The organism is Rhodoferax ferrireducens (assembly GCF_003347515.1).
Lineage (GTDB): Bacteria > Pseudomonadota > Gammaproteobacteria > Burkholderiales > Burkholderiaceae_C > Rhodoferax.
In genome coordinates this window covers 1-15,803 of sequence record NZ_QEII01000312.1, presented here as the reverse complement: position 1 = coordinate 15,803, position 15,803 = coordinate 1, and the positions used below count along the sequence as shown (strand labels likewise).

The following is a 15,803-nucleotide window of genomic DNA, read 5'->3' as shown; positions in this document are numbered from 1 at the left end:
TTACTTCAAGCCCAACTTGGTGAGAATAAGGCTGACCTTGTCTTCCAGCGTGGCCTTGGTAAAAGGCTTGACGATATAACCCGCAGCACCTTGCTGGGCTGCCATCACGATGTCTTCCTTTCGGGCCTCGGCCGTCACCATCAGAACAGGGATGTGTTTGAGCTTTTCATCCTTTTTGATTTCCATCAGCAACTGAAAGCCATTCATATTGGGCATGTTGATGTCGCTGACAACAAAGTCAAAACTACTGTTGCGCAGTTTTTGCAGTGCCACTACACCATCTTCGGCCTCATCGGCCTCCGTGTAGCCACTTTCCTTGAGGAGATTGCGCACAATCCGCCGCATGGTGGAAAAGTCATCAACAACCAAAAACCGAAGCTCATTTGCCATGGGACACCCTTTCAATGGCGTTTGTCCGAACTGTTACTGGTATATACCGAATCATGATGTCTCAATGTTATTGGCTGACTGTCGCTGCTGTAGGTTCTTGGGCCTTGGTGTCTGGAGCACGCCCGGTTCCCATGAGTCGCTCTTCGGCTTCACGCGTCATCACGGTAATGCTAATTCTACGGTTTGCCGGGCTCAAGGGATTGAGCGCATCAAGCAAGCTGCTGGAGGCCAAGCCGACGACCCGAGCCAGCTTGTCGTCTGGCATGCCAGCGGCCACCAGTTCCCGCCTTGAAGCATTGGCCCTATCGGCCGAGAGTTCCCAGTTGCTATAGCCCCGCTCGGCGTTGCTGTACGGGGCGCGGTCGGTGTGGCCATCCAGGCTGACCTTGTTTTCAACCCCGTTCAATGCAGCCCCGATTTCCCTCAGTATGTCACGCATATAGGGCTTGACGGTGGCACTTCCGCTGTCAAACATGGGGCGTTTCTGGTCATCGACGATTTGGATCTGCAGGCCGTCCGGCGTCGTATCCAGTCTGATTTGCGAGCTAAATTCAGCAAGTTTCGCGTTACTCGATATGACCGCGCTGATCTTCGCGCTCAGGGATGCCAGCTTTTTGGCGTCCTGCTTGGCCACTTCCGCCTTCATGGCTTCAGCCAGCATTTTCTTTTGGATCGGGTCGTTGCCCTCACCGCGGCGGGACTGCCCCGCCTGCTTGGTCAGATCGGCTCCTCCGCCGGGAAGGATGCTGTTGCTGGCGCCAGCTCCGCTGCCCCCCAGCATGGATACTTTCAGCGGCGCGGTAAAGTAGTCCGAGAGGCCTTTCTTGTCGCCTTCCGAGGTTGACCCCAGCAACCACATCAGCAAGAAAAAAGCCATCATGGCCGTCACAAAGTCGGCGTACGCAATCTTCCAGGCGCCGCCATGCACGGCGTGCCCTCCTTTTTTGATCTTCTTGACGATGATCGGCTGCAGCTTTTTGGCGTCGGTAGCCATATCAAGTCAGCGTGAGCCTATTTTTTGCCGCGCACATAGCTTTCAAGCTCGATAAAGGTGGGGCGTTCAGTGGAAAAAAGAACTTTGCGGCCAAACTCAATAGCGGTGGATGGGTTGTAGCCTTGCATGCTGGCCAATAACGTAGTTTTAATGCACTGCAGTTCTTTCGCCCCGTCTTCTGTCTTCTGCTCCAGCAGGCCACCCAGGGGTTCCACCACGCCATAGGCCAGCAGAATCCCCAAGAACGTGCCGACCAAGGCCGAAGCAATCATGCCGCCCAGCACCGCCGGTGGTTGTCCGACCGATCCCATGGTGTTCACCACACCCAAAACTGCGGCAACAATACCGAACGCTGGCAAAGCCCCGGCCAGCCGGGCAATGGCCGCAATGGGGGCGTGCGCCTCCGCATGGTGGGTGTCAATCTCGCTGTCCATCAGGGATTCAATTTCATGGGCGTTCAGATTGCCCGAGACCATCATGCGCAGGTAATCGGTCATGAACTCCACCACATGGTGGTCGCTGCCAACGGTGGCGTACTTTTTGAAGATTTCCGATGAGTGAGGGTCTTCAACATCCTTCTCAATGGCCATCAAGCCCTCTTTGCGGGCTTTTTGCAGGATGTCGTACAGCAAGGCCATCAACTCAAGGTAGCGCGCCTTGGTGTATTTGGATCCCTTGATGGCCTGCGGGATAAGCTTCATCGTGGCCCTCAGCACCTTGGGCTGATTGTTGACCGCAAAAGCGCCTAACGCGCCGCCAAAAATCGTGATCAATTCGAATGGCAAGGCCTTGAGAATCACAGCGATGTTGCCACCGTGAAAGATGTACACCCCAAAGATGCAACCCATGGAGACCGCGTAACCGACAATAACTATCATGTTCTTACAGAGTCAAAATGCGAAGTGGCATCCAAAGGTGAAGCGAGAACTGTATCTCGTGTTAGATCATTCTATGAAGCAAGTTTGAGCGCCAATAACAAGAAAAGGGCCCCAAAGGTGCCCTTTCAAGAATGCTTTCATATCTGGCCGCTTAGTGTAGCAATATCCCTCCGGCACTGGCACTTTTGCCGGCACGTGCGGGTGGCGTACACAGGCCGCATTCAAAGTGACGCGCATTCTCGTATGGGTCGGTCACAAAATGCCCGCCGCATTTGGAACATTTGGTTCGACCCAGCATATTGTTGTCAACAAACTTCACGAGGCGCCAGGCGCGCGTGATGGATAAAAGTGGCTCAACGCCGCAGGCGGCTATTTGTTCGCTGTAAAGCCGGTAGGCCTTCATGACCGCGTCAATGTCTTCCAGCTCGCTGACCTTGCTCAGGTATTCATAGGTGTTTAGAAACAGCGACGCGTGGATATTGGGCTGCCAAGTCAGAAACCAGTCGGTGGAAAACGGCAGCTGGCCCTTGGACGGAGAACGTCCGGCCACTTCCTTATACAGGCGCAGCAAGCGTTCGTAAGACAGATCGGTCTCGCTTTCCAGCACCTGCAGGCGGGCGCCCAGTTGAATCAGGGCGACAGCCCGCTCAACCTGTTTGGAATCATTCAGAACGCTTTTGGTGGCCATGGTCGTGCTCCTTACATTGCTTCAGCGAAACGCCCGGCCATCAAAATGCTGGCGTGCAGCTTGGTGGTGGCGTCGTTGTCTACTTTGCTCGCGGTGTGGTTGGTCAACAGATTCCACACGATGTCGTCATCCACCCGAAAACGGCAGAGCAGCATGTTGCTGGACGCGATCTTCAAAATTTGCGAGGGCGAGAGGGTGGCGATGAGGTCGGCCGACTCGTCGGATACGCCCAGCCGGAACAGTGCCTCGGCTTTGTCCTTGCGAATCAGGTTTTGCGCCAGCATGAGGTAAGTCAGGTTGGCATCGCGGATGGCGGAGGTGAGTTGTTCGTCGGTCATGTTCGGCTCCTTCGGTGGGCGAATCCCTTTGGTTTCGCGATGGAGTCGATTCTGGGCGGGTCGGTCGGGAACTTGAATCGGCATCTGCCTGTTTGGGGTGTCAGGCATGCATCGAAGTCTTGTAGGGGAAATTCTTACAATTCTTCTCTTGCGAGGCCGCGCAACAAGTATTGAGTGGTAAATCGACGTCTATTTTCACTTTTGTTTTCTTTCTTCGCATTTATTCTTTGCAGCATTCAACTAATGGCAGCTATATGACAGACACGGTGCTTTTGCTGACAGAAGAGCCAGCGTGCTCAGCAGAGATCGGACTGGATGCAGGTCTGCAGCGGATCGTGCATGAAAGCCTGCAACAGGCGCTGGCGCACCACCGCGCCGGCAGATTGCGCCATGCAGAACAACTCTACCAAGTGGTGCTTGCCATGCAGCCCGACCATCCGGATGCCAATCACAACATGGGCACCTTGGCTGTGCAGTCTGGTCAAGCGGCGTCTGCGGTGCCTTACTTTTACGCGGCGCTGGCGTCGGATGGCAAGAATTGGCAATATTGGATTGGCACCGTTGACGCACTGATCCAGTCCAGACAGTACTCGGTTGCCGGGCAAACGCTGGAACGAGCACGCCGCGGGGGGCTTGCGCAAGGGGCAATTGAAGAGTTGGTGGACCGCTTGGTTGACGAGCCCCTTGAATCAGCACAAGCAAACGTGTCGAACTCGGGCGCGGGTTTGAACGACAGCGGAGTGCCCAGTGCGGCCGAAATCGTCACTGTCACGGCGCTCTTGAACCAAAGTCAGTTCGAAGAGATGGAGTCGCGCGCGCGTGGGCTTGCCCAACGGTATCCTAGCAATGTGATGGGGTGGAGGATGTTGAGTGTTGCATTGCGTGGTCAGGGAAGAGACGCGGCAGTGACCATTGAACCCATGAGAAAAGTAGCGGTTCTAGACCCTGGTGATGCAGCCAATCTGGACCGCCTGGGCGTGGCACTGATCGATGGTGGTGAATTGATTGAGGCTGAAGTTTGTTTTCGAAAGGCGATACGCCTCAATCCGTCGCTGGTGTCCGCCCATTCAAATCTGGGTATGGCCTTTCATCGACAGGGTCGGCTGGCGCAGGCAGAAAGCTGTTTTCTGCGTTGTCTGGCTCTGGATGAGACCTTTCATGTGGCACACCTGAACCTGGGTGTCGTGCTTGATGAGAAGGGGATGGCGGAGCTGGCTGAGAGTTGTATTCGTCGCGCTCTGCAGGTTCAACCGGACTTGGCCCAGGCGCACAACATCCTGGGCTACCTTCTCAAGGATCAGGGTCGCCTTGAAGAGGCCGAAGGTAGCACCCGGCGTGCTATTGCGCTCAACCCGTTTGACGCGGCCGCGTATAGCAACCTGCTGTTTTTGCTGAACTACCACCCAGACAAGACAGCGGAAGAAATATTCAGGACCTACCGCGAATTCGACGAGCAACTCGGGCTGCCGTACAAGGCCGATTGGCGGGCACATGACAACAGCTACGACGGCGGCAAACGTCGTTTGCGACTTGGCTATGTTTGCGCCACGTTCAGCCGCCATTCGACAAGATTTTTTCTTGAACCATTGCTGGCCCATCATGATCACGGCCGCTTTGAGGTATTCGCGTACTCTGAGCTCCTCTCTGTTGCGGACGAAGTAACGGCGCGCTACCAAGGCTATGTTGATCACTGGGTATCTACCGTTGGGGTCAGTGACGACGCCCTCGCGGCGCGTATTCGAGCAGACGGTATCGATGTGCTGGTGGATATTTCTGGTCAAACACGTGGCAACCGTTTGGGTGTATTTGCCAGAAAACCCGCGCCTGTTTCGCTGCACTGGCTTGACTTTGGCTATACCACTGGCCTCTCGGCTATTGACTATTACCTGACAGATGACCAAACAGTGCCGGCGGGCAGTGAGCATCTCTTTGCCGAGAAGCCGTGGCGTTTGCCCGTGCCTGCGCTTGTTTACCGACCACTTTCTGACCTCGGTGAGGTCAATCCATTGCCGTCGAACGAGCGTGCTTATGTGACGTTCGGCACCCTGACCCGTTCAATTCGAATTAACTACCGAACGGTTCGGGCCTGGGCTGAGATTCTCAAGCGTGTAAGAGGTTCGCGCCTGGTGATTGACAGCGTCAACTTCAAGGATGCCGCTGCGCAGGCCGCACTTGCTCAGAAATTTTTGGAACTGGGTATCGATCGCGCGCGGCTGGATATCGGCTTCCACAGCCCTCCCTGGGATGTCCTGCGAGGAATTGACATCGCGCTGGATTGCTTCCCGCACAATTCAGGCACGACGTTGCTGGAAATGTTGTACATGGGTGTTCCCTATGTCACCCTGGCGGGCCGGCCTAGCGTAGGTCGAATCGGTAGTGCCATTCTTGAGGGCGTCGGACATCCAGAGCTGATCGCTTACTCTGAGCTGGAATATGTTGAATCGGTGGTGGCTCTGGCGCACGACCCGGTTCGTATGAACGCATTGCGCATGAGTCTTCGGCATGAACTGGAAGCAAGCCCCTTGATGGACGAGGCGGGATTTGCACGCCATGTCGAGGATGCATACGTCGCTATGTTTGAGCACTGGATTCAATCAGAGAACAAGAAAATGAACCGTGAACCGCCGCGACCCTTGGTCGATACCCTCATGGAAGAGCCCAAAGCCTCCATCGAGGGTGACTTGCAGCATGCCTTGCGGCAAAGCATGGATATCGCATTGACGCAGCACCGGGACGGAAAACTGGATGTGGCCGAGGAGATGTACCGGGCGATCCTGGAGGTGGCACCTCACCACGCTGATGCCAATCACAATCTGGCAGTCATCGCCCTTGAAACGGGGCACGCTGCGGGAAGCTTGCGGTATTTCCGCAATGCACTGGCAACTGAGCCCGCCAACTGGCAGTATTGGCTGAGCTATTTTGACGCTTTGCTTCAATCCGGCCAGTGTGGTGAGGCCGTTCGGATGCTGGAGCAAAGGCGCCGTCTTGGATTGCACGCGGCGGTCCTGGCTGAGCTGGTCTTGCGTGCGGTTGATGCGGCTTACCTGGCGTGCGGTGGCGAACAGGGGCATTCGGACCAATCGGCCAAGGAAGCGCCATCAAGGACCCGCAGGTCCAAAAAATCGGTACTGACAAAACCAGTGCGAGCGAGCGAGATCAGTCATGTTGAAGAATTGTTCAACCAAGATAAATTGGATGAAGTAGTTGTCCTGGCTCGGGCCATGACGCTTCGATACCCACAGTCAGCCTTCGGGTGGAAAGCCTTGGGTGCTGCTTTGGTCAACCAAGATCAGGTGAGCGAGGCGATCGAGCCCCTGCGCAAAGCTGTTGAACTCGCTCCGCGTGACGCGGGTGCGCTAAGCAACTTCGGTTTTGCACTTCAAAGTCAGAATCATCCTGTGGAGGCCGAGGTCAACTTGCGCGTCGCGTTGCTCCTGCGACCAGCGTTCCCGTCGGCCTTGATCAATCTGGGCGCAAACTTGCTCGTGCAGGATCGTTTTGACGAGGCCGGCGAGTTCTTCCGTCAAGGACTGGCGGCAGAACCTGGTTACGGTCCGGCGTATAACCATCTGGGGCGAGTTCTGGATGAGCAGGGCCGCTTGATCGAGTCGGTTTCGAGCTACAAAAAAGCACTTGAGATGCTCTCGGCTGTCCCCCATCAGGGCCGCATGGTTCAGATTCATCGGGCTCAGGCACACCAAAGTCTCTGCATGAACTACGCCAAACTCTCGGAGTTTGAGGAGGTCGTCTCCCAGGCCGACGCCGCCATGGCAGTGTTACCCGATGACGCAGAGCTTTGGGAGCGACGGCTGTATGCTTTGTCTTACCATCCAGATCTCACGGTCAACGAAATATTTTCCGAATTTGTGCAGTGGGGTGATCGTTTCGCAACACCTGCGACAGATTTTTCCGCGCATGATCGTACTCCGGGCCGGCGTCTCAAGGTGGGCTATGTGTCGCCAGACTTTCGGCGGCATACCTCTCGGTTTTATTTTTGGCCATTTTTTGCCAACCACGACCACACCAAAGTGGAGTTGTTTGCTTACTCGAACGTCAAGCTGGACGATGGTTTCACCGAAAAATTCAAGTCGGTGTTTGAGCACTGGTGTGATGTTCGGGAGATGTCGGACGCGGATGTAGCCGCGCGTATTCAAGCGGACGGCATTGACATTCTGGTGGACGGATGCAACCACATGCGCGACGAGCGCCTCGGCGTCTTTGCATTGAAACCCGCACCTATCCAGGTGACCTGGTTGGGTGCAGCCTGGACCACCGGACTCAAGGCCGTTGACTACGTTCTGTTTGACCCCTACATCGCCCCACCCGAGACGATTGCACGTGAGAATATCGTGCGGTTACCGCACTGTTTTGTGCCTTTTGAGTCCATGACAGAGACAGACCTGCCGCAGCCTCCGCCCTGTTTGAAAAACGGCTTCGTCACGTTTGGCTATTCTGGCCGCACCGAACGTCTGAATCACCGCACTTTCCGCGTTTGGGGTGACCTGCTCCGTCAAATGCCAACGGCCAGGCTGGTGCTGGATTTCAGGAGTTTTTCTGATCCACTTAATCAGGCACACTTCCGATCATTGATGCAGAAACACGGCCTTGACACGGAACGGGTTGACATGCGCTGCAGCAGCAATATCTTCAAGGGGCTGCACGACTTTGACATCTTGCTGGACTGTTTTCCGCACAGCGGTGGCACCATGCTGGTCGATGCCTTGTGGATGGGGGTGCCGGCGCTGACGCTGGCGGAGCGTCCACCGCTGGGGCGAATTGGAACGACTTTTATGATGAATCTTGGATTGCCGGAGTGGGTGGCACACAGCGAGCAGGACTACATCGACAAGGCCTGTACTTTGTCGTCTGACATCGAGGGGCTTACCCGTTTGCGCGCCGGCATGCGCAACCGGATGCTGGGCTCCCCCTTAATGGACGGCAAGGGATTTACGCGTGGCGTGGAGTGGGCGTATGACGCAATGTGGACTCGGTTTTGTAACGGTGAGGCGCCTACTCCCATGCTTGTGCCAGAGCAGCAAGGGGGGGCTCGGTGAAAGCCGTCATCCTCGCCGGAGGCTTGGGCACCCGCATTAGCGAAGAAACGCACCTCAAGCCCAAACCGATGATCGAAATTGGTGGCAAACCCATACTGTGGCACATCCTGAAGATGTATTCGGCGCACGGCGTCAATGAGTTTGTCATTTGCTGTGGCTACAAGGGCTACCTCATCAAGGAGTATTTTGCCAACTACTTCCTGCACATGTCGGACGTCACCTTTGACATGGCCAACAACCGCATGGAGGTGCATCACAAGCATGCCGAACCCTGGCGGGTCACTCTCGTGGATACCGGTGACGAGACCATGACGGGCGGTCGCCTCAAACGGGTGGCGGACTATGTCAGAGGGGACGACGCTTTTTGCTTCACCTATGGCGACGGTGTGTCTGATGTTGATATTTCGTCCACTATCGCGTTTCACGCTCAACATGGCAAGCTGGCGACCGTGACGGCGGTGCAACCCCCCGGTCGATACGGGGCTCTTCAAATGACAGGTGCCAACGTCCTGGGGTTCACTGAAAAGCCGCGCGGCGATGGAGGCCTGATCAATGGAGGCTTCTTCGTACTGTCGCCCCGTTGCATCGACCGCATTGTCGATGACAGCACCAGCTGGGAGCTTGGGCCGCTTGCCGGCCTGGCGGCCGACGGGCAACTCATGGCATTTGAGCACACGGGCTTTTGGCAACCCATGGACACTTTGCGTGAGAAGAATATGCTCGAAGACCTATGGCAGGCAGGGCTTGCCCCGTGGAAGGTGTGGTGATGTTGCCCCGCGCTGACTTTTGGCATGGCAAGCGCGTCTTGTTGACCGGCCACACCGGATTCAAGGGGGCCTGGTTGGCCTTATGGCTGCAACGCCTGGGGGCAGAGGTGACTGGTATCGCGCTGCCGCCTGCTACGCAACCCAGCTTGTTTGCGCTGCTGGGTACCAAGCCGTGGATGCCTAGCCATACTTGCGACATTCGCGACGCACAGGCACTCAAGTCACTGATGCGCGCTGCCCGCCCCGAGATTGTGCTGCACCTGGCGGCCCAGGCTTTGGTGCGCGCGAGCTACCAGCGGCCTCTGGAGACCTTTGGCACCAACGTGATGGGCACGGCCAATCTGCTCGATGCGCTGCGTGATGTTGACAGTGCGCGCGTCGTGGTGGCGGTGACCACCGACAAGGTCTATCAAAATCGTGAGTGGCACTACCCGTACCGGGAGGACGACGCACTGGGTGGTCACGACCCCTATAGCGCCAGCAAGGCGGCCACTGAGCTCGTCATCGCCAGCTATCGTGCTTCTTATTTGGGAACGGCTGGTGTTGCCGTGGCGAGCGCCAGAGCCGGAAACGTCATCGGTGGTGGGGATTGGTCCGAGGATCGCCTGATACCCGACGCCGTGCGTGCATGGCAGAGCGGGCGACCTTTGCTGATCCGCCATCCGCAGGCCACGCGACCCTGGCAGCATGTGTTGGAGCCATTGGCGGGTTACCTGGCGCTGGCCCGCCAGCTTTGGGATCAGCCCGCGCTGGCGGGGGCCTACAACCTGGGGCCGCACTCGCACGAGGTTGCCTCTGTGGGGAAAGTGGTTAAATTAGCGTCTAGCCCCCATGAATATAGCGAAGTAAGCTATGAAAATAATAGCGATAAGCCGCACGAAGCCGGCTGGCTGGCACTGGAGACCGCCAAGGCTCGCTCGGTACTTGGGGTGCAGCCGTGCTGGTCACTGGCCGAGGCCGTGTATCGAACCATGGCTTGGTACCGGGCACAACACGCGGGGGCCGATGCCCGCTTGTTGTGCGAGGCGGACATTGCGCAATACGAAGCGCTGACATGAGCCGCTTCACCATCACCGCCCTTCCGCTGGCGGGCCTCCAGCGCATCGAACGTCAGCGCCTGGGCGACGCGCGTGGGTGCTTGTCGCGGCTGTTTTGCGCTGAAGAACTCGCCGATGCAGGCTGGACCTACCCCATCGCCCAAATCAACCACACCCACACGGCCCGGCGCGGCACGGTGCGCGGCCTGCATTTTCAAAAGCCACCGCACGCGGAGGTCAAGCTCGTGAGCTGCATCCGTGGCCAAGTGTGGGACGTGGCCGTAGACTTGCGCGCTGGTTCGCCCACCTTTTTGCGCTGGCATGCCGAGCCCCTGTCGGCCGGGAACGGTTGCGCCCTGTTGATCCCTCAAGGCTTTGCGCATGGCTTCCAGGCGCTCAGTGACGACGTCGAACTGTTGTATTGCCACTCTGCGCCCCATGTGCCGGCGTGCGAGGGTGGCCTGGATGCGCTGGATGCGCGTCTGGCCATTGCCTGGCCGCTGCCGGTGCTGGAGCGCTCAGCGCGCGACCGATCCCATGCGCTGCTTGGCATCCACTATGAAGGAATTGCGCCATGAAGTGTCGACACTGCGCCTGCACTGTGACGCTGTCGCTGGCCGACTTGGGCACGGCACCCCCGTCCAACGCCTATCTGAGCCAAGATGCCCTGCACGCGCCCGAGCGCTGGTACCCGCTGCGGGTGTTGGTTTGTGAAAACTGCTGGCTGGTGCAAACGGAAGACTTTGCCCAGGCGCACGAACTGTTTGATGCCGACTACGCCTATTTCAGCTCCTACGCCAGCAGCTGGCTGGCCCATGCGCAAGCCTACGTGGCTGACATGGCGCAGCGCTTTGCATTGGGCGCGCACAGCCATGTGGTGGAGGTCGCCGCCAACGACGGCTACTTGCTCCAGTACGTGGCCCAGCGCGGCATTCCCTGCCTGGGCATTGAGCCGACAGCCAGTACGGCCGCTGCTGCCCGCGCCAAGGGGCTGGCCGTGGTTGAACGTTTTTTTGGCGTGGCGCTGGCGCATGACTTGGTGGCGCAGGGTCAGGCGGCGGACTTGACCACGGCCAACAACGTGCTGGCCCACGTGCCCGATATCAACGACTTCGTGGCTGGCTTTGCCGTGCTGCTCAAACCGCAGGGCGTGGCCACGTTTGAGTTCCCGCATCTGCTGCAGCTGGTGCAGCAGTGCCAGTTTGACACGCTGTACCACGAGCATTTCTCGTATTTGTCGCTTACGGCGGTGCAGCGCATCTTTGCCGCCAACGGTTTGACGGTGTTCGATGTACAAGAGCTGCCGACGCACGGCGGTAGCCTGCGCGTATGGGCCCGCCGCAGTGACGGCGTGGCTGGCCCGCTGGCTGAAGCGGTACATGCGCGCGTGGCTCAACTGCTGGCGCGCGAAACAGAAGCCGGCGTGAGTCGATCCGATTTTTATAGCGATTTCCAGACCCAGGCCATACGTATCAAGCGTGAGCTGCTCTTATTTTTGTTGAGCGCCCAAGCTCGGGGGCTCAAGGTCGCCGCTTATGGTGCCGCGGCCAAGGGCAACACTTTGCTGAACTTTGCCGGTGTGCGTCCAGACTTGGTGCCCTATGTGGTGGACAGGAATCCGGCCAAGCAGGGCAAGTTCATGCCAGGCAGCCGTATCCCTATCGTCGATGAGGCACACCTGAAGGTGCACAAGCCGGATTACATCCTGATCCTGCCGTGGAATTTGCGCCAGGAGGTCATGGCCCAACTCGCCTACGCGCAAGCTTGGGGCGCACAGTTTGTGACAGCGGTGCCAACGCTTGCCATTGCACCGGGATTGTCCGAATGAGGGTCCTGCTAACCGGCGCGAGTGGATTTCTGGGGCGCTATGTGCTGGACCATCTGCGCCGTCAGGGTGTCGACACGGTCATGCTGGGGCGCACCCGCGCACCCGACAGTGCGTTTGCAGACTTCATTGAGGCGGATATATTGGCCAGCCCGGACCTTGCGACGCTGACTCAGGCTTCAGGTGCTACTCACCTCCTGCATCTGGCCTGGTATGCCGAACACGGCCAATACTGGACCTCGCCTTTGAATTTGCGTTGGGTGGACGCCACGATCCGACTGGTCGAGGCGTTTTGCCAAACCGGGGGGCAGCAGGTGGTGGTTGCCGGCACCTGCGCTGAATACGACTGGTCGTATGGTTATTGTCGCGAAGACTGCACGCCTCTGAACCCGGCCACGCTCTACGGCACGGCCAAGGATGCGGCACGGCGGTTGGTGATGGCGGTATGCGCTCAGTACCACGTGCCGTGTGCCTGGGGGCGGGTGTTTCTGCCTTTTGGCAACGGCGAAGCCAGCCCTCGGCTCATTCCTTCCCTGATTGACGTGTTTCGAGGAAAACGCCCGCCTTTCGGCATCAATGCCTTCGCGTACCGGGATTTTTTGCATGCTTCCGACGTGGCGGAAGGGTTGCTTACCTTGCTGCGCCGTGGTGCCCACGGGGCTTACAACATCAGTTCCGGGCAGCCCGTGCAGTTGGCCGATGTGGTGCGTGACCTGGCGCGACTGTTGGATGCTGATCCGCAGGCTGTGTTGGGTTTGACGACAGAGCGGCCGGATGAACCCCTCTTGCTGGTGGGCGAGAGTCGCAAGCTACAGTCATTGGACTGGCAGCCGGCCATGTCCCTGGTGCAGGGATGGGAACGAACAGTACGGGAGGTGCAACCATGACGACTCGTCTATGCCCGGTGTGCCAGGGCGAGCATTTGAAGCCTTTTCTTTGGCGTCGCCAGGTACCCGTGCATCAGAATCTTGTCGTCACCAGCCAGGGCGCCGCACGGTCGGTAACCCGGGGCGAGCTGGACTTGGTGGTCTGCGTGGATTGTGGATTTGTCTTCAACCGAGCCTTTGATCTCTCCCGGCTGGCCTATGGCGCAGACTATGACAACACCCAGTCCTGTTCGGGCTATTTCGATGCGTATCTGGATGGATTGGTCAAAGACCTGGTGGACCGGCAGGGTGTGCGCAACAGCACCATCGTCGAAGTGGGTTGCGGCAAAGGCCAGTTTCTGCGCAAGCTGGTGAACTTCCCTGCTTCCAATAACACTGGTTTTGGCTTTGACCCGAGTTATGTCGGGCCGGGCATGGATTTGGGCGGACGACTCGCTTTTCGCCGCTGTTACTACGACGACACCTGCGCCGATGTCGTGGCCGACGTCGTGGTGTGCCGTCATGTGATCGAGCACGTGCCGGAACCGATGGTCCTGCTGCGTTCGGTGCGGGCCGCGCTGGCGCGATCGCCGCATGCCCGCGTGTTCTTCGAGACACCCTGTGTGGAATGGATTCTGCGTAATCGGGTGGTGTGGGACTTTTTCTATGAACACTGCTCGTTGTTTAGCGCGGGCTCACTGCGTGAGGCGTTCACGCGGGCCGGCTTTGCGGTGGAACGCGTCGATCACATCTTTGGCGGGCAGTATCTGTGGCTGGAGGCCAGGTTAGGCTGTGCCCCCTTGGCCCTGGCTGAAAATCTTTCCGGAACGGCAGCGCTGGCCCAAGCCTATGGAGCCGATGAAGCCATCCTGCGGCAAAAATGGCTGTACAAGCTGCACGAACTCAAGGGCCATGGAAACGTGGCTTTGTGGGGGGCTGGCGCCAAGGGCGCCACCTTCGCCAACCTGGTCGATCCAGATGGCGTCCTGATTGATTGCGTGGTGGATTTGAATCCCAACAAGCAGGGGGGCTACATCCCCGGCACCGGTCATCCCATCGTCGCGCCAGCTGATTTGTCGCGGCGCGGCGTCAAGCGTGCGGTGCTGATGAATCCGAATTACCGTGAAGAAAACCAGCGGTTGCTGGCCGAGGCTGGCATTGAACTCGATTTGATTGATTGGAGCGAATGATGAAACTTATCCTGGATACCGACACCAACACACTGACCCTAGATGAAGAGGGGCAAACCAGAACGCTGGATTTGTATTCCAAAGAGGCCTTCGAAGCGGTCTCCCGCCAGTGGGTGCGCGTGGGCTGGAACCAGAAATATCAATACACCTTCAGCTGGATGGGCCGCCCCGTGATTCAGTTGCCGGAAGACATGATCCGGATGCAGGAGGTGATTTTCAGACTGAAGCCTGATGTGATTATTGAGACCGGTGTGGCCCACGGCGGCTCTCTCATCTTTTACTCAAGCCTGTGTAAATCGATGGAAAAGGGGCGCGTGGTCGGTATCGACATCGAAATCCGCGCCCACAACCGGGTGGCCATAGAGTCGCATCCTTTAAGTGACCGCATCACTTTGATTGAGGGCAGCTCCACGGCACCGGACATCGTGGCGCAAGTCAAATCGCTGGTAAAACCGGGCGAGACGGTGTTGGTCATCCTTGATTCAAACCACACGTATGCCCACGTGCATGACGAACTGGAAGCCTATGGCGATATGGTCACGCTGGGCTCTTACATTGTGGCAACCGACGGCATCATGCACGACTTGGCCGACGTGCCGCGTGGCACGCCAGGCTGGACGACCGACAACCCGACCTTTGCCGCGCGGGACTTCTGCGTCAAGCATCCAGAGTTCGTGATCGAGCAGCCCGTATGGCCCTTCAATGAGAGCGCACTGGATCAGAATATTACGCACTGGCCCGGGGCCTGGTTAAAGCGGGTGTGACACGGACGATTGCGGAGCAATAGACGCACCTTCAAAAGAAAACCCCCGCTGACGCGGGGTTGAGGTACTGCAAACCCTGGTTTGCGAGTCGGACAAGGTACTACTTCAGCAAGGCCAATACGCCTTGTGGAATCTGGTTGGCCTGCGCCACCATGGCGGTACCGGCTTGTTGCAGAATCTGGGCACGCGACAGGTTGGCAGTTTCCATGGCGAAGTCAGCATCCTGGATCCGTGAGCGCGAGGCGGACAGGTTCTCCGATGTCACCTGCAAATTGGAAATGGTGGTCTCAAAACGGGATTGCAGAGCGCCCAGTTTGGCCCGTTCTCCGCTGATGAAGGCCAGCGCGGAGTCAACCGTCTTGAGGGCATTCGTTGCATTGCTAAAGGTCGTGACATCCAGATCAGACACTTTGTTGAGTGTTGAGCCCGCGTCTGTAAATGCGTTCGTGGTAGTGGTGTCGGTGGCAAACGATTTCTCGGAATCGAGGGTGATATAGCCGACCGTAGTTGCGCTCGCCGCGGTAACGTCAGCCGTCAGCACAGCTGAACCTCCAGATGCGGCGCCGGCGCTGTTGAGTTTCTGCACAGTCACATTGCCCGCATTCGCCACCGCCGTGTCCGACACGGTAATGTCGTTACCGGCGGCGTTGGTCAACACCACTGCCGTACCGGCCGTATTCAAGGCGGCCGTGACGCCGGTCTTGGACGACTGGTCGTTAATGGCCGAGACTGCGGCCGAGAGACCGTCCGCAGTGCCGGTGGCCGACAGGGAGAAGGAAATGGCCTGCGTGGTCGTGTTATCTGATTGAAGCGTCAGGCTGTAGGAGCCTGCGGTAGCAAATGTCAAGCTGACATCCGTCTGCGCTGTCGCCGTCACACCCGTAATCGCCTTTTGGGCATTGATCAAGGCGGTATTGGCTTGGGCGGTGCTATTGACGGCAATCGTGATCGTGGCGCTGCCCAATGAACCGTTGATGGCCACCGTGCCAGCTGTCGTGTTATTCGCACCCGC

The 15,803-nt window shown here is 58.0% G+C and carries 14 protein-coding genes; 8 read left to right on the top strand and 6 right to left on the bottom strand.

Annotated features, from left to right (window positions below):
- From cheY to flhD, 5 genes are all read right to left on the bottom strand, one after another.
- On the bottom strand, positions 1 to 390 hold the full coding sequence (cheY, locus tag C5P05_RS24970) for a chemotaxis response regulator CheY (RefSeq protein ID WP_114972570.1): 390 nt from the start codon (positions 388 to 390) through the stop codon (positions 1 to 3).
- Between the two features lie 67 nt (positions 391 to 457).
- Positions 458 to 1,384: a flagellar motor protein MotB gene (gene motB, locus C5P05_RS24965; RefSeq protein WP_114972569.1), complete on the bottom strand. Its 927-nt coding sequence runs from the start codon at positions 1,382 to 1,384 to the stop codon at positions 458 to 460.
- 17 nt (positions 1,385 to 1,401) lie between these two features.
- Positions 1,402 to 2,262, bottom strand: coding sequence for a flagellar motor stator protein MotA (motA, locus tag C5P05_RS24960; RefSeq protein ID WP_114972568.1), 861 nt, complete (start codon positions 2,260 to 2,262; stop codon positions 1,402 to 1,404).
- A gap of 151 nt (positions 2,263 to 2,413) precedes the next feature.
- Complete coding sequence (gene flhC, locus C5P05_RS24955; RefSeq protein ID WP_114972567.1) at positions 2,414 to 2,950, bottom strand: flagellar transcriptional regulator FlhC; 537 nt, start codon at positions 2,948 to 2,950, stop codon at positions 2,414 to 2,416.
- 11 nt (positions 2,951 to 2,961) lie between these two features.
- On the bottom strand, positions 2,962 to 3,288 hold the full coding sequence (gene flhD, locus C5P05_RS24950) for a flagellar transcriptional regulator FlhD (protein WP_114972566.1): 327 nt from the start codon (positions 3,286 to 3,288) through the stop codon (positions 2,962 to 2,964).
- Positions 3,289 to 3,458: 170 nt separating this feature from the next.
- Between flhD and C5P05_RS24945 the strand changes: the two genes are divergently transcribed.
- From C5P05_RS24945 to C5P05_RS24910, 8 genes are read left to right on the top strand one after another with little or no spacing between them, the layout of a single operon-like run.
- Entirely contained in the window at positions 3,459 to 8,342 is a 4,884-nt protein-coding gene (locus C5P05_RS24945; protein WP_157979453.1) for a tetratricopeptide repeat protein, read from the top strand.
- Complete coding sequence (rfbF, locus tag C5P05_RS24940) at positions 8,339 to 9,109, top strand: glucose-1-phosphate cytidylyltransferase (RefSeq protein WP_114972564.1); 771 nt, start codon at positions 8,339 to 8,341, stop codon at positions 9,107 to 9,109. Before C5P05_RS24945 ends, rfbF begins: the two co-directional genes overlap by 4 nt.
- Positions 9,109 to 10,167: a CDP-glucose 4,6-dehydratase gene (rfbG, locus tag C5P05_RS24935; protein ID WP_114972563.1), complete on the top strand. Its 1,059-nt coding sequence runs from the start codon at positions 9,109 to 9,111 to the stop codon at positions 10,165 to 10,167. The genes rfbF and rfbG overlap by 1 nt, the downstream gene beginning before the upstream one ends.
- The gene (locus C5P05_RS24930) at positions 10,164 to 10,724 is read left to right on the top strand and encodes a dTDP-4-dehydrorhamnose 3,5-epimerase family protein (RefSeq protein WP_114972562.1); all 561 of its coding nucleotides are present in this window, start codon (positions 10,164 to 10,166) and stop codon (positions 10,722 to 10,724) included. The genes rfbG and C5P05_RS24930 overlap by 4 nt, the downstream gene beginning before the upstream one ends.
- Complete coding sequence (locus C5P05_RS24925) at positions 10,721 to 11,974, top strand: class I SAM-dependent methyltransferase (RefSeq protein ID WP_114972561.1); 1,254 nt, start codon at positions 10,721 to 10,723, stop codon at positions 11,972 to 11,974. The genes C5P05_RS24930 and C5P05_RS24925 overlap by 4 nt, the downstream gene beginning before the upstream one ends.
- A complete protein-coding gene (locus C5P05_RS24920; protein WP_114972560.1) occupies positions 11,971 to 12,858 on the top strand; it encodes an NAD-dependent epimerase/dehydratase family protein in 888 nt (295 codons plus the stop codon). The genes C5P05_RS24925 and C5P05_RS24920 overlap by 4 nt, the downstream gene beginning before the upstream one ends.
- Complete coding sequence (locus C5P05_RS24915; RefSeq protein WP_114972559.1) at positions 12,855 to 14,027, top strand: class I SAM-dependent methyltransferase; 1,173 nt, start codon at positions 12,855 to 12,857, stop codon at positions 14,025 to 14,027. The genes C5P05_RS24920 and C5P05_RS24915 overlap by 4 nt, the downstream gene beginning before the upstream one ends.
- Complete coding sequence (locus C5P05_RS24910) at positions 14,024 to 14,791, top strand: cephalosporin hydroxylase family protein (protein WP_198674858.1); 768 nt, start codon at positions 14,024 to 14,026, stop codon at positions 14,789 to 14,791. Before C5P05_RS24915 ends, C5P05_RS24910 begins: the two co-directional genes overlap by 4 nt.
- A 100-nt stretch (positions 14,792 to 14,891) precedes the next feature.
- Here C5P05_RS24910 and C5P05_RS24905 read toward each other — a convergent pair.
- Positions 14,892 to 15,803: flagellin (locus C5P05_RS24905; protein ID WP_269813967.1), on the bottom strand; the 912-nt coding region annotated here is incomplete at its 5' end.